Genomic DNA, 19,766 nt, shown 5'->3' on the forward strand with positions numbered 1-19,766 from the left:
AGGATAATGGTTGTCGTCGTTCACGGCAGGGAGTCAGCCATGCCTGAGCCCAGAATGCCTACGCAGGGTACGGATACGGCGACAGGCCGTCCACGCCCGCTCGTTGAAATCAGCCATCCACCTCGGGCCCCGCTTGAGGACCCGGAGCAGTCATGGCCCGACTGGCTGTTCCCGTCGGCATGACCACGAAGTGGGCACATCACCGGTTGCCGCGCGTCCGGGGCAGCGCTACCAGATCAGACTCCCCATCAGCCTGTTGACAGCGTCAACGCGAGTGTGTGAATCTCGTCAACACGTGAAGGTGTACGCTCCGTGCAGGATGTACCCACCTTGCACGCGACGGGTGAAACGGGGAGGGGTCGTGAGCCTGGGGATGGTCGACGGACGGTTCCGGATCACGGGAATCGTAGGGCGCGGGAACATGGGCGAGGTGCACCGGGCCGAAGACCTTCAGGCCGCCCCGGACTCCCCGCACCGGGAGGTCGCGGTCAAGACCGTGTTGCGCGGCCGGACCGGAGTCGCAGTTGACACGTCGGGGTCCGGCAAGGACATCGACCGCTTCCGCCGCGAAGTGCGGATCATGCGCATGCTGTCCCAGGGCCACCCAAACCTCACCCTGCTGATCAGCGGCGGCGTGGACGAGGCGCCGGGCGGCAGCGGCCTGCCGTACCTGGCCATGGAGCTGCTGGACGGTCATCCACTCGCGGACCTGATAGACGAGGAGCCTCAGCTCCCGGTCTCCTGGGTCGCCGCCCTCGGGGCCCAGATCGCCGCCGGTCTCACCGCCGCGCACACCGCCGGGGTCGTCCACCGCGATCTGAAGCCGGCCAATGTGATGCTGACCGGCGACGGCACCGTCAAGATCCTCGACTTCGGCATGGGTTCGGTCGTCGACGACCCCGACCAGACGCGACTGACCAGCACGGGCGTCAGCGTAGGCACGGCCCGCTACATGGCACCCGAGCAGTTCCGCGCCGAACAGGTCTCCGCTTCGGCCGACCTCTACGCGCTCGGCTGCATCCTGTACGAGCTGCTGATCGGACGGCCGCCGTTCTCCGCCAGGACCGCCTTCGAGCTCTCCGAGCAGCACCAGCACGAGCGGCCGCCGCGGCTGACCCTGGTGCGCCCCGACCTGCCCGCCGGGCTGGTCCGGCTGGTGGACCGCCTGCTGGAGAAGGACGCCGAGCTGCGGCCCGACAACGCCGCCCTGGTCCGTGAGGTACTGATCCCGCTCGCGCTCGCGCCGGACGACACAGCCGCGCTGCTGGCTCCGCACTGGCAGGTGATGGACCCGGTGGCGCGGCTGCGCGCCCTGCTCCCCGAGCCCGCCCCCGCCGCGCCCGCACCCGTGCCGCGCAGGGAGCCGCGCCTGCCCGAGGCGATGGACGTCTTCGGCATCCACGCCGACCTGATCGGCGAGTACGAGAGCTTCACCAAGAGTGCGACGGTGATCAGAGACGCCCGGATCGCCGGCTTCGTCGAGGACGACCTGGCGGCGAAGTCGCAGTGGCCCGACCCCTGGCTGTCGCTGAACCCGTTCTTCGCCGACGGCGGCCAGGTCACCGACCTCGTGCGGGACGGAGTGCTGCACCCCAGGTGCGCGGAGATCTTCCAGGCCGGCAAGAAGGAGACCTCGCAGCGCCCGGACGGTCGGCCGCTGACCTTCCACCTCCACCAGCGGCAGGCGATCGACGCCGCGCAGGCGGGCGACTCCTATGTGCTCACCACCGGCACCGGTTCCGGCAAGTCGCTGTCGTACATCGTCCCGATCGTGGACCGCGTACTGAAGGAGCGTCAGGCGGCGGGACCGGACGCGGGGGGACGGGTGCGCGCGATCGTCGTCTACCCGATGAACGCGCTGGCCAACTCACAGCTCGGGGAGCTGGAGAAGTACCTGCGCCACGGTTTCGGGAAGGGCCGCGAGCCGGTCACCTTCGCCCGCTACACCGGCCAGGAATCCACCGAGGAACGCCGCGAGCTGCGCAGGAACCCTCCGGACATCCTGCTGACCAACTACGTGATGCTGGAGCTGATGCTGACCCGGCCGGACGACCGGTCCAGCCTGATCCGCATGGCCGAGGGACTGCAGTTCCTCGTCTTCGACGAGCTGCACACCTACCGGGGCCGACAGGGAGCGGACGTGGCGTTCCTTATCCGCCGGGTCCGTGAGGCCTGCCGGGCCTCGGCGACCCTGCAGTGCATCGGCACCTCGGCGACCATGTCCACCGAGGGCTCCTGGGAGGACCAGCAGCGCGAGGTGGCCAGGGTCGCCGGCCGGCTGTTCGGTACGACGGTGCTGCCGAAGCGGGTCATCGGCGAGACCCTGGTCCGGGCGACCGAGGAGGCCCCCGCGACCGTGCCCGCTGAGCGCCTGCGGGTACCGGCGGCGCCCCGCTCGTACGACGCGCTGACGAAGGACACGCTGGCCCGCTGGGTGGAATCCCGGTTCGGTCTGGAGCACGAGGAGGGTACGGGGCGGCTGCGCCGCTGCGCCCCGGGCACCGTCGAGGAGGCGGCGGCCGAGCTCGCCGAACAGTCCGGGGTGGCCGAGGAGAGCGTGTGCGAGGCGATCCGGACGACCCTGGAGGCGGGTGCGCAGGCCAAGCACCCGGTGACGGAGCGACCGCTGTTCGCGTTCCGGCTGCACCAGTTCCTCTCCAAGGGCGACACCGTCTACACGACGCTGGAGGATCCGCTCACCCGGCCGCTCACCCGCACCTACCAGCTGGAGCAGCCGGACAGCGACGGCAAACCGCTGTTCCCGCTGGCGTTCTGCCGTGAGTGCGGCCAGGAGTACCTGACCGTGTGGCGCACCGAGGAGAGCGGCGCGTTCCGGTACGAGCCGCGTCGGGACACCTCCGCCTCCGGGGGCCGCGAGGGCGAGGGCTACCTGTACCTGGGCATGCCCGGGCAGGACTACGAGTGGCCGGCCGATCCGCAGAAGGCCGTGGACGACCGGCGGTTGCCGGAGTCGTGGCTCGAGCCGGACGCGCAGGGCGTGATGGTCGTCAAGAAGTCCTACCGGCCCCGGCTGCCCAAGCGCGTCGTCGTGGACGCCCACGGCAACGAGTCGGGCGAGGGACTGGTGGCGGCGTTCGTCCCGGCGCCGTTCCTGTTCTGCGTGCACTGCCAGGTCTCCTACGAGCAGACCCGCGGCCGGGACTTCGCCAAGCTGGCCACCCTGGACCAGGAGGGGCGTTCCTCGGCCACCTCGCTGATCTCCGCGTCGATCGTGAAGTCCCTTCGGGCGGTGCCGGAGGAGAGCCTGGGCAAGGAGGCGCGCAAGCTCCTCACCTTCGTCGACAACCGGCAGGACGCCTCGCTGCAGGCCGGGCACTTCAACGACTTCGCCCAGGTGACCCAGTTGCGCGGTGCCCTGTACCAGGCCGCGGTGCGGGCGGGCGAGGAGGGGCTGCGTCACGACGACCTCGCCGAGGCTGTCACCGAGGTGATGGGCCTCGCGCCCCACGAGTACGCGGCCGGCACGGACCTGCCCCCCTCCATGGAGCGCCGGGCCGTGAAGGCGTTCCGGGACGTCGTCGGATACCGCCTCTACCGCGACCTGGAGCGCGGTTGGCGCATCACGATGCCGAACCTGGAGCAGACGGGGCTGCTGCGGATCGACTACGAGGATCTCGACTGGATTGCTGCCAAGCCTGAGCGCTGGCAGTCCGCCCACGCCGTGCTGCGCGACGCCGACCCGGCGCTGCGTGAGGAGATCGCCCGTACGCTGCTCGACTTCATGCGGCGCGCCCTCGCCATCGACGTGCAGTACTTCCGCGACGACTTCGACACCCTGCAACGGGCGAGCGAGGAGCGCCTCAGCGGGCCGTGGGTGCTGAGCGAGAGCGACCGGCCCACCATCGGCACCGCCTACCCGTACGGCTCACGGCCGGGTATGGAGCGCTCCGCGCAGTTCCTGTCGGCCCGCGGCAAGTTCGGCAAGTACCTGCGGCGGAACATGCCCGACCTGCGCGACCTCCCCCTGGACGACGTCCAGACCGTCATCGAGGACCTGCTGAAGGTGCTGCGGGACGCGGAGCTGGTGCGTGAGGTGGACGCAACCCCCGAGCAGTCCGGCCCTGCCTACCGCCGCCGTGCGGCGCAGAAGCGCACCGGTTACCGGGTGTCGGCCGCCGCGCTGGTCTGGCGGGCCGGGAACGGTGAGCGGGGCGCGGTGGACCCGCTGGCGCGCACCTACAGCAGCGGCGAGGGCCCGCGCGTCAACCCGTTCTTCCGCGACCTGTACCGCACCGCGGCCGCCGAGCTGGCCGGTCTGTACGCGCGGGAGCACACCGCGCAGGTCACCCCGGAGGACCGGCTGGAGCGCGAGAGACAGTTCCGTGACGCGGAACTGCCCCTGCTGTACTGCTCGCCGACGATGGAGCTGGGCGTGGACATCTCCTCGCTCAACGCCGTGATGATGCGCAACGTGCCGCCGACCCCGGCGAACTACGCGCAGCGTTCGGGCCGGGCGGGCCGCTCGGGCCAGCCCGCGCTGGTGACCACGTACTGCGCGACGGGCAACAGCCACGACCAGTACTACTTCCGCCGCTCCCAGGACATGGTCTTCGGGCAGGTGGCCCCGCCGCGCCTGGACCTGGCCAACGAGGACCTGGTCCGCTCCCACCTGCAGGGCATCTGGCTGGCGGAGACCGACATGAAGCTCGGCACCGCGATCCCGGACGTCGTCGACGTCGCCTACGACCCCGACGGCGGCGACCGTCCCGACCCGCAGATGCCGCTGCCGCTCCTCCCCCACATCCGCGACCTCTCCCTCGACGAGGGCGCCCGCAGACGCGCGGCCGAGGCCGCCCGCACCGTCCTCGCCCCGCTGATCACGGACTTCGAGTCGACGACCTGGTGGTACGACGAGTGGATCGAGGACCGGATCGAGCGGGCCCCGGAAAAGTTCAACGAATCCTTCGAGCGGTGGCGCCAGCTGTTCCGGGCAGCCGTCATCGACCAGTACGAGCAGAACAAGCGCGTCGTCGACCACACCCTCTCCCCGGGCGAGCAGAGCCGGGCGCGCACCCGGCGCCGGGAGGCCGAGACCCAGACAAACCTGCTGCTGAACCGCTCCGCCGACAACAAGTCGGTGATGAGCGACTTCAATCCGTACCGCTATCTGGCGTCCGAGGGGTTCCTGCCCGGCTACAGCTTCCCGCGGCTGCCGCTGGCCGCGTACATCCCCCGCTCCGGCAACCGCCGCAACGCCGACGGGGATTATCTGCAGCGTCCCCGATTCCTCGCGATCCGCGAGTTCGGCCCCGGCGCGCTCATCTACCACGAGGGCGCCCGCTACCAGGTCACCCGCGTGCAGCTGCCGCCGGACGCCTCCGGCGACCTGGCGACGGCGGAGGCCAGGCGGTGCGACGGCTGCGGCTACCACTACGACGTCAAGGTCGGCTCCGACATCTGCGCGATGTGCGGTGAGTCGCTGAGGGGCAAGCGCACCGGCCTGCTCCACCTGCACACCGTGTACACCACGCCGCGCGAGCGGATCTCCTCCGATGAGGAGGAGCGCCGCCGCGCCGGTTTCCGTCTGGAGACCTCGTACGCGTTCCAGGACCACGGCGCCCGCAAGGGCCGTCTCACCTCGCATGTCACCGACGCCAGCGGGGCACCCGTTCTCGACCTGGACTACGGCGACTCGGCGACCGTGCGCATCACCAACCTCGGCCGTGTCCGCGACAAGGAGGGCGAGCCGGACGGCTACTGGCTGGACCTGGGCGACGGCCGCTGGCTCAACGACCGGGCCGCCGCGGACGCCATCGAGGGCACCGGCATGCCGGTGGTCGACGAGGACGGCAATGAGAAGCGCCGCAAGAAGCGGGTGCTGCCCTACGTGGAGGACCGCCGCAACATCCTCGTGGTCACCCTGGACGAGCCGCAGCCCGAGCCGGTGGCCTTGTCGTTCCTGTACGCGCTGGAGCGGGGCATCGAGGCGGCGTTCGAACTGGAGGACTCCGAGCTGACTGCGGAGCTGCTGCCCCCGGACGACGGCCCGCGCCGCCACATGCTGTTCACGGAGGCCGCCGAGGGCGGCGCCGGTGTGCTGCGTCGGATCCAACACGACAAGGACGCCCTCGCCAGGGCCGCCCGGACCGCCCTGGAGATCTGCCACTTCGACCCGGACACCGGTGAGGACGAGGGCGGGCCGACGGACGACGAGAAGTGCGCCCGCGGCTGCTACGCCTGCCTGCTGACGTACGCCAACCAGACGCACCACCGCAGGTTGAGCCGGCACTCCGCCCGCCCGCTGCTGGTGCGGCTGGCCGATGCCCGTACCGAGCGGGAGGACCGCGGCGAGTCCCGCAGCGAACGGTTCCGCCGGCTCACTCCTGCGGTCGACAGCACGGAAGCCGCGCCGGAGAAGGCCGCCGCGTCCTCGAACGCCCCCGCGTCCGCGCCGACCCCGGTGGAGGCGGATCTGGCGGCCCTCGTCGCCCAGGGCGACCTGCTCGGCTGGCTGAGGGCGAAGGGCTACCGGCTGCCGGACGAGGTCAACGCCTTCGTCGACGGGGCTGGGGCGTGCCCCGACCTCGTCTTCCGTCTGGGCGATGCCGACTTCCTCGCCGTGTTCGTCGACGTCCCCGGCCACCCGGCCGACTCCACCCGCGACATCGAGGCCGGCTACCGCCTGGAGGAGGCCGGCTGGGACGTCGTGCGCTTCCCGACGGACGCGGACTGGGACGCCATCGCCGACCACAACGCCGGGTACTTCCACCTCCGTTGACCGCCTCGCCCCCTCTCGACCTCTCTCGACCTCTCCATCTCTAGGAACTGAGACATCTCATGAGCCTCACGTACACAGCCGGCTCGCTGGTCGCCGCCCGTGGCCGGGAATGGGTGGTGCTGCCCGAGAGCGCCGCCGACATGCTGGTGCTGCGCCCGCTGGGCGGGAGCGAGGACGACATCGCGGCCGTGTTCCCCGCGTTCGAGGACGTGCGTGCCGCCGAGTTCGCGGCGCCGAGCCCGGCCGACCTGGGCGACCAGCGCGCCGCCGGCCTGCTGCGCACAGCGCTGCGCATCGGGTTCCGGTCGGGCGCGGGCCCGTTCCGCTCGCTGGCGTCGATCGCCGTGGAACCCCGCGCCTACCAGCTGGTCCCGCTGCTGATGGCGCTGCGGCAGCGCACCGTGCGGCTGCTGGTCTCGGACGACGTCGGCATCGGCAAGACGGTCGAGGCGGGTCTGATCGCCAAGGAGCTGCTCGCACAGGGCGAGGCGACCCGGCTGGCCGTGCTGTGCTCCCCCGCGCTGGCCGAGCAGTGGCAGGCCGAGCTGCGGGAGAAGTTCGGCATCGACGCCGAACTGATCCTGGCCTCCACGGTGTCGCGTCTGGAGCGCGGCCTGGAGCTGGGCCAGTCCCTGTTCGACAAGCACCCGTTCACGATCATCTCGACGGACTTCATCAAGTCGACCCGTCACCGTGAGGACTTCGTACGGCACTGCCCCGACCTGGTGATCGTCGACGAGGCCCACACCTGCGTGGCCGCCGACGACGCCGCGCAGGGCGGCGCGTCGTCCGCCTCCAACCAGCTCCGCTACGAGCTGCTGCGGAGGGTCTCCGCCGACGCCGACCGTCACCTGCTGCTGCTGACCGCGACCCCGCACTCCGGCAAGGAGTCCGCGTTCCGCAACCTGCTCGGCCTGGTACGGCCCGAACTGGCGACGCTGGACCTGGAGTCCCCGGCGGGGCGGGCGAAGCTCGCCGAGCACTTCGTGGCCCGCAAGCGCGCCGACGTCCGCGACTACCTCACCAAGGAGGACGGCCTCGCCGACGACTCCCTGGCCGAGCGGACCGCCTTCCCCGCCGACCGCTGGACGAAGGACGAGCCGTACCGGCTGACCCCCGCCTACCGAGCACTGCTCGACGACGCCATCGCCTACGCCCGGGACCGCGTCGAGGCGGCCGGCGAGCAGGGCAAGCGGGAGGCCCGTATCGCCTGGTGGTCGGTGATCGCGCTGCTGCGCTCGATGGTGTCCTCGCCGGCCGCCGCCGCGCAGACCCTGAAGACCCGCTCCGAGTCCGCCGCCGCCCGCACCGCGCACGAGGCGGACGCGCTGGGCGCCCCGGTGGCCGCCGACTCCGCCGACAACGACCGGCTGGAGGGCATGGACGTCGCACCGGGCGCCGCCGAGTCGGAGGAGGCGGGCGCCCGGCTGCTCGAACTCGCCGAGCGAGCCGCGCGGTTGGTCGGCCCGGCCGAGGACGCGAAGCTGAAGGCGCTCACCCGGCATCTGAAGAACCTGATCGCGGAGGGCTACCACCCGATCGTCTTCTGCCGCTACATCCCCACCGCCCAGTACCTCGCCGAGCAGCTCGACGGCAAGCTCGGCAAGAAGACGAAGATCGCCGCCGTGACCGGCACCCTCTCCCCGCAGCAGCGCCTGGAGCGCATCGAGCAGCTCGCCGCCGAGGCCGCCGAGACCGGCGACGACCCGGCCGTCCGCCGCGTGCTGATCGCCACCGACTGCCTCTCCGAGGGCGTCAACCTCCAGCACCACTTCGACGCCGTCGTCCACTACGACCTGGCCTGGAACCCGACCCGCCACGACCAGCGCGAGGGCCGCGTCGACCGCTACGGCCAGAAGCGCGACCAGGTCCGCGTCATCACCATGTACGGCGAGGACAACGGCATCGACGGCAAGGTCCTGGAGGTGCTGTTCAAGAAGCACCGGCAGATCAAGAAGGACCTCGGCATCTCCGTCTCCGTCCCCGACGAGACCGCCTCCGGCGTCACCGACGCCGTGGTGGAGTGGCTGCTGCTGCACGGACGGCAGGGCAGCCAGGAGAGCCTGTTCGAGATGGACGGCCACCAGGAGTCCTTCGACCGCGTCGAGCGCGAGTGGAACTCGGCCGCCGAGCGGGAGAAGACCTCCCGCTCCAAGTACGCCCAGCGCGCCATCCACCCGGAGGAGGTGGCCCGCGAGGTCGCCGCCGTACGGGCCGCGCTCGGCGGCGCCGACGAGGTCCGCGAGTTCGCCCTGGAGGCGCTGCGCGACCTGGACGCCCTGGTCCGCACGGCATCTTTTCAGGGGCGCGACGGCACCGGCGACTTCACCGCCCAGGTCGGCGGCACCCCGGCCGGCCTGCGCGACGCGCTCGCCGCGACCCTCGGCAACCGGCTGGTGGAGGAGGACCGCGAGATCCCGTTCCGCACCACCCCGGCGATCGCGCGCGGCGAGGCCGCCCTGGTCCGCACCGACCCGGCGATCGGCGCCGTCGCCTCGTACGTCCTGGACTCGGCGCTGGACGTGAACGCTCTGGGCCCCCGCCCGGCCCGCCGCTGCGGTGTGGTGACGACGGACGCGGTCACCACCCGCACCACGCTCCTCCTGGTCCGCTACCGCTTCCACCTCACCCTCCCCTCCCGCACCGGTGAACGGCAGCTGGTCGCCGAGGACGCCCGCCTGCTCGCCTACGAGGGCCTGCCCTCGCGCGCCCGCTGGCTGGACGACGACGCGGCCACCGCCCTCCTCGCGGCCCGCGCCACCGCCAACACCCACGAGCAGCGCGCCCGCAACCAGATCACCCGCGACCTGGACGGCCTGCGGGATCTCGCGGGGCACCTCACCGAGTACGGCACCCGCCTGGCCGCCGAACTCGACGCCTCGCACCGCCGGGTCCGCAAGGCCAACGAGGAGATCGTCCGCGGCCTGAAGGTCGTCCCGCAGGAGCCGGCGGATGTCCTGGGCGTGTACGTGTACATGCCGCCGCAGCAACCGGCCGGGGCCGCCTCCCCCACCGCGTCGGCCTCATCCGCCCCATCTGCCCCTCCCGCCGCGTCCGCCTCTACCGTGTCCGGAGCCGAAGCCTGATGTCCGCCGCCACCCGCACCCCCCTGGCCTTCACCGCCGTCACCACGGTCGGCGCCCTGCTCCCCGCCGACATGCTGCTGCGCATCGCCGAGGCGCGGAACCTGCCGGGCACCAAGCCCGCCGACTACGGCCTGCCCGCCTCGGTACCCGTGCGCGACGAGGCCGAGCGCGCCTGGGAGTACCTCAAGCCCCTCTGGCGCGACCTGCGCACCGCCCTGCCCGCCGACCCGGTGACCGGCGCGCCCGCCGCCGACCCGACCGGCCGCGCCGGCACCGACTGGCTCGCCCAGCTCTTCCGCAAGCTGGACTTCGGCGCGCTGACGGAGGTCGGCGCGGCGGGCATCGCGGCCGACTCCGACCCGGAGAAGCGGTTCCCGGTCTCCCACCGCCACGGCCCGGCCCTGGTCCACCTCATCCCCTGGAACCAGGAACTGGACAAGCGCCCTGCGGCTGGGCAGGTCCCCGCGCAATCGATGCTCCAGGACTGCCTCAACCGCACCGAGGCCCACCTGTGGGCGGTCCTCACCAACGGCCGCCGCCTGCGCCTGCTCCGCGACTCGTCGTCCTTCGCCACGGCCGCCTACGTCGAGTTCGACCTAGAAGCCATCTTCGACGGCGAACTGTTCAGCGAGTTCGTACTGCTGTACTGCGTGCTGCACGCGTCCCGCTTCGAGGTGCCGGAGGGGGCGGCGGCCTCGGGGTGCTGGCTGGAGAAGTGGCGTGCGGAGGCCGTCACTTCGGGGGCTCGGGCTCTGGATCAGCTGCGGCTGGGGGTGCAGAACGCGCTGACGGTGCTGGGCACCGGGTTTCTGCGGCACCCCGACAATGTCCGCCTGCGCGAGAACACCGACCCGAAGGCGCTGCGGGACGCTTTGCTGCGCCTGGTGTACCGCCTGTTGTTCGTCTTCGTCGCCGAGGATCGCGAGGCTCTGCTCGACCCGAAGGCCGGTGAGCGGCAGCGGGAGGCGTACGAGCGGTACTTCTCCTCGGCCCGGTTGCGTGAGCGGGCCCGCCGTCGGCAGGGCACGGCCCACGGCGACCAGTACGAGGCACTGCGGATCGTTTTGGCCGCCCTCGGCGCCGAGGGCGGCCGCCCCGAGCTCGGGCTGCCCGGTCTCGGTGGCCTGTTTTCTCACACGGAGGCTGACACGCCGCTCGACGGCCTGAAGCTGTCCAACGAGTCGCTGCTCGCCGCCGTCCGCCACCTCGCCCAGGTCCGCGACCCGGGTGCCCGGCGCTGGCGTGCGGTCGACTACCGGCACCTGGACGCCGAGGAACTGGGCTCGGTGTACGAGTCCCTGCTGGAGCTGGAGCCGAAGCACTCGGCGACGGATCGTAGCTTCGAGTTGATCGAGGTGGCGGGGAACAGCCGTAAGACGACGGGGAGTTACTACACCCCGTCGTCGCTGATCGAGTGCCTGTTGGATACGACGCTCGACCCGGTGATAGACGATGCGGTCAAGCGTGGCGAGCAGCGGGCCGCTGAGGCCGGGCATCCCGATCCGGCGGATGACATCATCGAGGAGCTGCTGTCACTGACGGTGTGTGACCCGGCTTGCGGCTCGGGGCACTTCCTTGTTGCTTCGGCCCGGCGTATCGCCAAACGGGTGGCGTCGGTGCGGGAGCGCAACCCCGAGCCGACGGTCGATGCGATGCGGCATGCGTTGCATGAGGTCGTCGCGCGTTGCATTTACGGGGTCGACCTCAACCCGATGGCCGTGGAGCTGGCCAAGGTCTCGCTGTGGATCGAGGCCATGGAGCCGGGCAAGCCGCTCGGGTTCCTGGACGCCCATGTCAAGCACGGGAACGGCTTGATCGGGGCGACGCCGAAGCTGCTGGCGGACGGTGTTCCGGACGACGCCTTCAAGCCGATCGAGGGGGACGATCGGAAGTACGCGGCCGGGCTGGTCAAGCGGAACAAGGCCCAGCGGGGTGGGCAGGACGAGCTGCTGTTCGACACGGATGCGTTGCCGGGCAATGAGCGGTACGCCGCTGAGCTGGCCCGGATCACTGCTGCACCTGCCAACTCCCTGAAGCAGGTACGGGCGCAGGAGTCTGCCTACCGGGTCTACGTGGAGTCGACCGCGTATGTGCACGACCTGCACGCCGCCGATGCGTGGTGCGCCGCATTTGTGTGGCCCAAGCATGAGGGTGCGCCGGAGGCGCCGACGGATCAGGTGTTTCGGGCGCTGCGTGGTCGTGACCAGTCTGTGGTGCCAGACCGCACGCACGAGGAGATTCTGGGGCTTCGGGATCAATACAGCTTCTTTCATTGGCACTTGGAGTTTCCGGAGGTTTTCTCCGTCCCGGAGTCGGGGGTTGGGGTTCAGCAACAGACGGGCTGGGCAGGCGGCTTCGACGCCGTGGTGGGCAACCCTCCGTGGGATCAAGTTCAGGTAGACGCACGCGAGTTCTTCGCTGCAAAGCGAGTGGACATCGCTGAAGCAGCGAACATGACGGCCCGCAACAAGAAGATCAACCTGCTGGCCACAGAGGACCCCGAGTTGTACGCAAGCTTCAAGGAGGAACAGCGCAAGAACGACGGGTTCAAGCATTTCGCGCACACCTCTGGGCGATTCCCGCTGACAGCCTTTGGGCGACTCAATACGTACTCACTGTTCGCGGAACACGCTCGCACCGCCATGGCCGCTCAAGGGCGCAGCGGTCAGATTGTGCCCTCGGGTATCGCCACGGACTCTTTCAACCAGCACTTCTTCAAGGACCTGGTCACCAAGGGGCAACTCGACGCCCTCTACGACTTCGAGAACGAGGATAAGGTCTTTCCTGAAGTCCACAACCAGCTTCGGTTCTGCCTGTTCACTCTGCGCGGCTCAGGCGACCTTCACGAGCCGATCCGCATGGTGTTCAAGGTTCGACAGCCTGAGCAGATCGCCGATCGGAGCTACCTACTGGCGGCCGAGGACATCCTCGCCATGAACCCGAACACCGGAACCTGCCCCGTCTTCGGCTCCCGCCGCGACATGGAGATCACACTGGGTATCTACCAACGCGTCCCGGTGCTATTCGTAGAAGGCTCTACGGACGGCAATCCATGGGACGCGAAGTTCCAGATCATGTTCATGACCAACACGGACTCGGACAAGTTCCGCACCCACGAAGACCTCATCGCCGATGGCTGGAACCTAGAAGGCAACACCTTCATCAAGGCTGGAGCGCACATGTTCCCGCTGTACGAGGGGAAGATGCTCCACCACTACGACCACCGCTTTGCCACGTATGAGAACGCCACAGAGAAGCAACTCAACAAGGGCACCCTTCCCCGCTTCACCGTAGAACAGCACCAGGACGCATCTGCCGTACCGATGCCTCGCTACTGGGTGCCGGAGGCCGACACCCCCACAGGCGACTTCAAGAACGGCGAGGAGGTCAAGATCCCTGGTGTGCAGACCCTCCTGATGAGGAAGGGCTGGGATCGGGACTGGCTTCTGGGGTGGCGAGACATCACCAACAAGAGCAATGAGCGCACAATGATCAACTTCGTGTTCCCTCGCTTCGGTGCACCTGACGGCACGCTCCTCATGCTGCCTCGCCAGGATCCAATCGCTGCCCTTGTAGCCTGCCTGTCCTCCTTCGTTCTTGATTTCGCCACGCGCCAGAAGATCGGAGGAACTCACCTCAAGTTCTTTACTACTCAGCAACTCCCGGTCATTTCCCCTGCCCAAGCCAGTCCGCACTCTTCATTCATCACCCCCCGCGTCATCGAACTCACCTACACGGCCCACGACATGACCCCGTTCGCCCGCGACCTCGGCGACACCGGCACACCCTTCCGCTGGGACCCCGACCGTCGCGCCATCATCCGCGCCGAACTGGACGCCCTCTTCTTCCACCTCTACGGCATCACCCGCGACGACACGGCGTACATCCTGGACACCTTCAACGTCACCCGCGACAACGACATGAAGGCCCACGGCGAGTACCGCACCAAGAACCTGATCCTCGCCGAGTACGACCGCATGGCCGCCGCCGGCCTGACCCTGGAGACCCCACTCACCGAGAGCGAATCCGGCACCTACCTCTCTACCCTCACCCCACCCCCCGGCCAGGGCCCCCGCCACGGCTGACCACTCCTGGGCGGCCGTGTCTCCGGCCGCCCATGGGCCCACCGCTCCCGCAAGGAACCAACGCCACGTGGTACGTCGAAGCCAGACAAGCAATCCGCGTTCGGCCGTCGTCCTGACCTCGGGTAAGGACTGGGGTACGCGTGCCGCCGCTCAGCGGCGCAGCAGTGGAGCCGAGGCCCCCATGCCCCGCCGACAGCCAGCGAAGCTCAAGGCCCTGCGGCAGTCCGTCTTGGAAGCGCGTATGGCGATCGACAAGAAGCGCTGGCATTCGGCGCGTTACGCCCTCAGCCGGGCCCGGGCTCTCGTCAACGCGCTGCCCGCCGAGCTGACCGTCCAGGAACGCGAGCAACTCTCGCAGCTCCGCAAGAAGTACGCGGCGCGCGGCACGCCCGCCGCGATGAAGGGCAAGAAGACGAAGCGGACACCAGCCGCCCGTGCAGGCGGGAAGAATTCTGTCGCGAAGAAGTCCACGGCGAACGGCACGGCGCAGAAGCCACAGCCGAAGCCCACGCCTGTTCGCGACCTCGGTGACCGCCTCATCAACCGTGCGGCCCTCGGCTACGAGCCGACCGACAAGGCGTGAGACAGCGGTAAGGCCGCTCGTCCCGAACTCAGAAGCCGCCCCGCCCCACTACCCAGCGAGGAGCGCCCATGGAACCACGCGGCTACCGCATGGTGGTCTCGACCGAACTCAACTACGTCAAGGCGTGCGGCATCGCAGAGCGACAGCTGATCGACTGGATCCGCGACAAGGGGTACGACCCGTCCGGGCTGGACGAGGGGCGGACCGAGATCGCCCCTCACGCCACCCTCGACCGTGATTCGGTATCCGGCCGGAAGGGCGCGTACAGCCGGTGGCGCATGCGCGAAACACCCTCCACGTCCTCGGGCACCTGGCAGTCGACGCTGATCGTGCGCTCCGGCCTTGAGGAGGACGGGGGCCGTCGTACGTGGGTGCAGCTCGACATCGAGCACCAGCCGGCCCGCGAAGGCGACGTCCCCAGACGCGCTAACACACCGAACATCGTCCGTTCCCTCCTGGACGCAGTGGAGGCACGTGACGCGGACGCCGATGTCGCCGCGGCGCCCGTCTTCATCGAGGCCGACGACGTCGACGACGCCCTCGAGGAACTGTGCGACAGCAACCGGCGGATGCCCGTCGTCATCGCCACGGTGCCGTACGGGAAGGATCCCGACGACTGGTCGCGATCGGTCGTCGAACCACTCTTCCACTATCTGCACGGACTGGCCGTCCTGTACGTGCTCACGCCGGAAGCACAGGTCAAGTTCAACGCCGCGCTGGAGTACCACCCTGTGTTCGGAGGCGGCGTCCGCACCTACCTGCCGGGTATCGACCCTGCCTGGAAACCCGACGCACAACGTCACCCCGTGATGTCGCGCCGTACGATCGAGGCCGACCCCCGCCGCGCCGCCTCCATACTCGCTGCGCTTCCCCAGCGGCTGTCCTCCCGACAGCCGCTGCCCGCCGCTCTGCTCGGCATTCCGCGCCAGCGCACTCGCCCCCGCTCGCCCTCAGACGGCACGGACGTCGTTCAGCTCCGCTCCGACAATGCGGCCCTGACCGCCCTGTTGGACGAGGCGGAGCGCGCGGAGGCCATCCGGGTCAACGAGATCAACGACCTGTACGCGGAACTTGCGACGGCGGATCAGGCCAGCGACGAACTGCGCGGCGAGAACGAGGAACTGTACGACAAGGTCCAGGAGTCCCAGCGGCTCATACGTTTTCTGCGTGAACAGCTACAGGAAGCGGGGCAGTTCGCCGCCTCCCACACGCCGGCCGTCGCAGCGGACATCGCCTACCCGACGACCTTCTCCGAGCTGCTGGACCGCCTCCACGAACTGCCCGGCATCTCGTTCACCGGGAACCGCAAGACCACACGAGCCCTCGACAGCCAGTCGGTGGACAACTGGCTGTACGTCGCCTGGGACGGTCTACTGGCCCTGGATCACTTCGCCCGTTCCTCCGCCGACGGCGCGGCGTCCGGCGATTTCCTGAGTTGGTGCAAGTCCGACGCCTCCAGCGACTTCCCCTTCCCGGCGGCCAAGGTGGCCATGCGCGAGTCGGACACCGTCGCCCGCAATCCCAAACTGCGCGTTGAGCGCATGCTCCCGGTGCCGAAGGCAGTGGACCCCGACGGTCGGGTCTTCATGCAGGCCCACTTGAAGATCGGCGGGGGCAACACGATCGCCCCGCGCCTCCACTTCTACGACGACTGCCCCCGCTCAGGAAAGGTGTACGTCGGCTACCTCGGCCCACACCTGCGCAACACCCTCACCTGAGCGCGCGCCTGCCGTGCGCGGACGCGAGTACGCCGCCTGCCCTCCGGTCGAACCGGCGGTGGCGGGCGGCGCACTCGTCACTCAAGGTCGGTGGGAGTGTGGGTCACCCGTGGTACTTGGCGAACTCCACGAGACCGACGAACCCCTCACGGGTCAAGGCCAGGTGCGGGCCGTTCGGATCCTTACTGTCACGTACCAGGAACTCATCCGTCGCGCGCGCGTGGTCGGGGGCCCACTGGACGCAGTTGCCGCCTTGACCATCGCTGTACGTGCTGCTGACCCAACGCATGTCACGCGGGTCCGGCATGCTGCTCATTCGCGTGTTCCTTCATGATCGAGTGGATAAGGCGCAGTGACCGGGCCTCTGACTCGGCCGAAGCGCGTAGCCGCTCATACGTGGCCGTCCAGTCACGCACGGCCGTCGTGGAGTCGTTTACGTGCCCCTGCCCTGTCGTCTCCGAGTACAGGACCGTTGTCCCGTCGGCTTGCGTAAGCAGGATAAACGGGAGCCCCGACGCGGGGGCACCCGCTGTGAACTGCAGGACTTGCAGGGACACGTGAGGGCTCGCGGCCGCCCTCAGCAGGTGCTCAAGCTGTCCGGCCATGACGGCAGGGCTGCCAACCACCGCCCGCAGGACCGATTCGTAAAGGATCACCCATAGAAGGGGCGGTGTATCAAGCTCAAGGATCTCGCGTCGGCGCAACCGCAGTTCAACCCGGTGCTTGATCTGCGCGTCCGTCTCGCGTGGGTGTGCTGCTCGGAAGACAGCTTCGGCGTACTCCGCAGTCTGGAGCACCCCCATGACGAACGCGTTCGAGTAGTCCTCGATCTTCGCCGCCTTCTTCTCAAGCTCGACGTAGGGGATGAACCACTCAGGATGCCCCTGCTTGCTCAGCTTGGCCCGGAGCCGGGCGTACACCCCCGGCGTACCGGCCACACGGTCCATGGCCTCCGCGAAGGCTTCGGACGCGAGCACGACGCCGTTCTCGACCTTACTGACCTGCGCCTGCTGATAGTGCAGCTTGTCGGCGAACGCGCCCTGCGAGAGCCCCAGCGTCTCCCGTAGCGCCTTCGTCTCATCCCCGAAGTACGCGGCACCGTTCGCGGGCTCCCGTGCCTGGTCGGCCCCTTCGCTCATCTGTTCAACTCCCCGGCATTCCGCTTGCGTTGGAATGGCTCCAGCCCTGTTGAGCGTACGCACCCCGAGGCCATCGTGTGAGTAAGTAGTCACGCAGAGCAAACAGACGAGTGACATCGGCGTACGGAGTAGTGGGCATGGCGACAACAGGCAGGCGGCGGACGGCCACGGAGAAGGTCAGAGACGCCGAGCGGGCACGCGACGAGCTGCGCGAGGCGCTCAGGGCCGCGGGGGTGCAACTGCCCTCCCTGGGGCTCGACATCGCGTCCTGCGTCGGGCCTGCCCCGCTCACGCTGATCGACCTGGGGCGCTGCAACGTGGAGACGGCCCGCGCGCTCGCCGCCGCTCTCCAGCCCGGCGGGTGCACGCGCCGACAGGGGGCGAGGGCGTGACCCGGAGCGTGTTCCGCTACGTCCCGTTCACGATCGAGCAGGACCAGACGGCAGAGCCGGAGTACGAGGCGAGCTGCGTGTCCGGCGACGAATCGGAGTGCGGCGCGGAGTCCGGCACGCACAGCGGCCCGGGGCCGGTCGAGGAGTGGCAGCGCAAGCACACGCAGGAGACCGGGCACCAGCGCTACCGCCGGAACTTCGGCGACTACGCGGTGATGCGGCGGGCGGAGGAATGGCCCCCGGAGCGTGGGGCACTCGTCTACGACCCGGAGACGCGCAGGGTCGGGGAGTACCAGGCCAAGGAAGGGCCGTACGCGCTGCTGCGCCCCGTCGGCGGGGGCCGCGAGTGGGAGGCCGACCCGGGGCGGATCCGGCCCGCCACGCAGGCGGAACGGCTGAGCGCCGGGGTGAAGGCGGCGAACGACCGCGCCGGGCGGAAGCCGTGACCGAGCCGAGCTACGACACCGGCCGTCCGCCCGTTCCCGTCGCGGGCTGCGCGACGTGCACCGAACTCGCCGGGCAACGTGAGGCCGCGCGCGGCGAGTTCGACCACAGCAAGATGACGGACGCCAACGTGTTGATGCGCCTGCACCAGCGACGGGAGCACCGCGGATGACCCGCCGGGCGTCTTGAGCACTCCCGGGCCATCGCGCTCCGGAACCGGGCGACCTGGGCACGCTCATGGTGCGCGCCCAGGCTCCTGCGTAACGGGGTCGCGCGCTCCCGGACATTCGTAGGGGGCGGGGATGGGACCAACCAACCGAGATCCGTCTGTCAGCGCCTCGCTGTAACGTGCTTCTCCGCAGCAGAGGGGGGAGCAGAGGAACATGACGGCTGCCGACGACTACGCGTCGCTCATGAGACAGCTCAGGGAAGCGCTACCGGACCTGGCTCGGCAAGTAGAGCAGACCGTTCGGGAGGGGAAATACGCGAGGCAGGGCTGTGAAGCGGCCACCACTGATTCGCCGGAGCTCGAAGCAGCCGACGTGACAGTGCTGCCTTACTCGGACGAGGAACGTATCGAGCTGATCGGCGAAGCACTGCTCAAACTGGCCGAGACCATGTGGGCCACACGGCAGGCCGTCTGGAGCATGATGGCGGGCCCATCGGCGGCCCCCGGCCTCGAGTGGGTGCTCCAGTTCCGCGACCCGCCGTCGGGGGAGTCGTCGTCCCTGGTGATGCCAGAGGAGATGGACCGGTCACGCACGGCGTTGCAGGCGGCACGAGAACTGCTCGGGGATCGTTTCGGGAGTGAGTGGAGGCCGCTCGATGAGCAACGCTGACAGAACCTCCCTGCTGCGGGTCATCGAAGCGGCGATCGGCACCGTGTCGAAGGCTTACCGTGGCCTCGCCGACGAGTCCGACCTGTACGAGGCGATGCTGTTCACGCTGTGCGTCGACGCCGCGAAGAAGGCGGGCGGGAAACTGGAGTACGTGTGGAACAGCGGAGACCGGGCCTCTGCCCTGCACTTCCGCCGGGCACCCGGCAACCTGTGGTCCCCCGGATTCACCTACGCCAAGGTCAGGTTCGACGGCCGCCGCAGGTGGCTCGAAATCCATGTGGGTGTAAAAGCCTTCGGGCTGTCAGGGGCACCGCACGAGTGCGACGTGGCGATCATCCAGAGCTCAGAAGCCGAGCGATGCCGTAGGGACGAGAAGCATCCCCGCCGCGAAGGGCTGGTCGCCGCTGTGGAGGCCAAGAACTACAGCTTCAGGCCCCCTCTTGACGTCGGCCGCGCCTTTCACGGCCTGGCCCACGAACTCGGTGAGCGGAAGTGCTCCCTGGTATATCCGTCCGAGCTGTCCTGCAGTATCGCGGACCTCATCGCTACTCGGCCCAGCGAGCAGTTCGAAGGACTCCTGCCGGGAAAGCCGACGGCTGACCGGCTCAGGGATCACCTGGTCCAGGCCATCGAGGCGTGGAAGAAGTAGCTCGTCCGCCCGGACCAGACGGTGTGCAGAGGCAGGTCGACGGTCCCCTCGACGGGGCCGGCCAGCTCCTGCAGGCGCTCGGGCAGTCGACG

The 19,766-nt window shown here is 69.4% G+C and carries 12 protein-coding genes; 10 read left to right on the top strand and 2 right to left on the bottom strand.

Annotated elements, in window-relative coordinates:
- Positions 1 to 361 precede the first annotated feature (361 nt).
- The 5 genes from ACZ79I_RS11045 (at position 362) to ACZ79I_RS11065 (ending at position 16,211) form a co-directional block, all read left to right on the top strand.
- Positions 362 to 6,739: a protein kinase domain-containing protein gene (locus ACZ79I_RS11045; protein WP_471496514.1), complete on the top strand. Its 6,378-nt coding sequence runs from the start codon at positions 362 to 364 to the stop codon at positions 6,737 to 6,739.
- Positions 6,740 to 6,798: 59 nt separating this feature from the next.
- Positions 6,799 to 9,825 (top strand): helicase-related protein, encoded by a 3,027-nt coding sequence (locus ACZ79I_RS11050; RefSeq protein WP_471496516.1) that lies wholly within the window; start codon positions 6,799 to 6,801, stop codon positions 9,823 to 9,825.
- Positions 9,825 to 13,910: an Eco57I restriction-modification methylase domain-containing protein gene (locus tag ACZ79I_RS11055; RefSeq protein WP_471496518.1), complete on the top strand. Its 4,086-nt coding sequence runs from the start codon at positions 9,825 to 9,827 to the stop codon at positions 13,908 to 13,910. The genes ACZ79I_RS11050 and ACZ79I_RS11055 overlap by 1 nt, the downstream gene beginning before the upstream one ends.
- 241 nt (positions 13,911 to 14,151) lie before the next feature.
- A complete protein-coding gene (locus ACZ79I_RS11060; protein WP_471496520.1) occupies positions 14,152 to 14,493 on the top strand; it encodes a hypothetical protein in 342 nt (113 codons plus the stop codon).
- A gap of 68 nt (positions 14,494 to 14,561) precedes the next feature.
- A complete protein-coding gene (locus ACZ79I_RS11065; protein ID WP_471496522.1) occupies positions 14,562 to 16,211 on the top strand; it encodes a hypothetical protein in 1,650 nt (549 codons plus the stop codon).
- 103 nt (positions 16,212 to 16,314) lie between these two features.
- On the opposite strand, the gene ACZ79I_RS11070 is transcribed toward ACZ79I_RS11065, so the two are convergent.
- Both ACZ79I_RS11070 and ACZ79I_RS11075 read right to left on the bottom strand, forming a co-directional pair.
- Positions 16,315 to 16,527 (bottom strand): DUF397 domain-containing protein, encoded by a 213-nt coding sequence (locus ACZ79I_RS11070; RefSeq protein WP_471496524.1) that lies wholly within the window; start codon positions 16,525 to 16,527, stop codon positions 16,315 to 16,317.
- Positions 16,502 to 17,350: a helix-turn-helix domain-containing protein gene (locus ACZ79I_RS11075; protein ID WP_471496526.1), complete on the bottom strand. Its 849-nt coding sequence runs from the start codon at positions 17,348 to 17,350 to the stop codon at positions 16,502 to 16,504. The genes ACZ79I_RS11070 and ACZ79I_RS11075 overlap by 26 nt, the downstream gene beginning before the upstream one ends.
- 137 nt (positions 17,351 to 17,487) lie before the next feature.
- On the opposite strand from ACZ79I_RS11075, the gene ACZ79I_RS11080 reads away from it, so the two are divergent.
- The 5 genes from ACZ79I_RS11080 (at position 17,488) to ACZ79I_RS11100 (ending at position 19,674) form a co-directional block, all read left to right on the top strand.
- Positions 17,488 to 17,742: a hypothetical protein gene (locus tag ACZ79I_RS11080; protein WP_471496528.1), complete on the top strand. Its 255-nt coding sequence runs from the start codon at positions 17,488 to 17,490 to the stop codon at positions 17,740 to 17,742.
- Positions 17,739 to 18,188: a DUF7848 domain-containing protein gene (locus ACZ79I_RS11085; RefSeq protein WP_471496530.1), complete on the top strand. Its 450-nt coding sequence runs from the start codon at positions 17,739 to 17,741 to the stop codon at positions 18,186 to 18,188. Before ACZ79I_RS11080 ends, ACZ79I_RS11085 begins: the two co-directional genes overlap by 4 nt.
- Entirely contained in the window at positions 18,185 to 18,358 is a 174-nt protein-coding gene (locus ACZ79I_RS11090) for a hypothetical protein (RefSeq protein ID WP_471496532.1), read from the top strand. The genes ACZ79I_RS11085 and ACZ79I_RS11090 overlap by 4 nt, the downstream gene beginning before the upstream one ends.
- 211 nt (positions 18,359 to 18,569) lie before the next feature.
- On the top strand, positions 18,570 to 19,025 hold the full coding sequence (locus tag ACZ79I_RS11095; RefSeq protein WP_471496534.1) for a hypothetical protein: 456 nt from the start codon (positions 18,570 to 18,572) through the stop codon (positions 19,023 to 19,025).
- Positions 19,012 to 19,674 carry a hypothetical protein gene (locus ACZ79I_RS11100; protein ID WP_471496535.1) on the top strand — a complete coding sequence of 221 codons (663 nt, stop codon included), beginning with the start codon at positions 19,012 to 19,014 and terminating at the stop codon, positions 19,672 to 19,674. Before ACZ79I_RS11095 ends, ACZ79I_RS11100 begins: the two co-directional genes overlap by 14 nt.
- The last annotated feature ends 92 nt before the right edge of the window (positions 19,675 to 19,766 follow it).

The organism is Streptomyces sp. PSU-S4-23, assembly GCF_055632315.1.

Bases quoted from the DNA above. Each gene is read 5' to 3' on its own strand.
- ACZ79I_RS11050 (WP_471496516.1), top strand. From the start codon at position 6,799: ATGAGCCTCACGTACACAGCCGGCTCGCTGGTCGCCGCCCGTGGCCGG.
- ACZ79I_RS11055 (WP_471496518.1), top strand. From the start codon at position 9,825: ATGTCCGCCGCCACCCGCACCCCCCTGGCCTTCACCGCCGTCACCACG.
- ACZ79I_RS11060 (WP_471496520.1), top strand. From the start codon at position 14,152: ATGGCGATCGACAAGAAGCGCTGGCATTCGGCGCGTTACGCCCTCAGC.
- ACZ79I_RS11065 (WP_471496522.1), top strand. From the start codon at position 14,562: ATGGAACCACGCGGCTACCGCATGGTGGTCTCGACCGAACTCAACTAC.
- ACZ79I_RS11070 (WP_471496524.1), bottom strand. From the start codon at position 16,527: ATGAGCAGCATGCCGGACCCGCGTGACATGCGTTGGGTCAGCAGCACG.
- ACZ79I_RS11075 (WP_471496526.1), bottom strand. From the start codon at position 17,350: ATGAGCGAAGGGGCCGACCAGGCACGGGAGCCCGCGAACGGTGCCGCG.
- ACZ79I_RS11080 (WP_471496528.1), top strand. From the start codon at position 17,488: ATGGCGACAACAGGCAGGCGGCGGACGGCCACGGAGAAGGTCAGAGAC.
- ACZ79I_RS11095 (WP_471496534.1), top strand. From the start codon at position 18,570: ATGACGGCTGCCGACGACTACGCGTCGCTCATGAGACAGCTCAGGGAA.
- ACZ79I_RS11100 (WP_471496535.1), top strand. From the start codon at position 19,012: ATGAGCAACGCTGACAGAACCTCCCTGCTGCGGGTCATCGAAGCGGCG.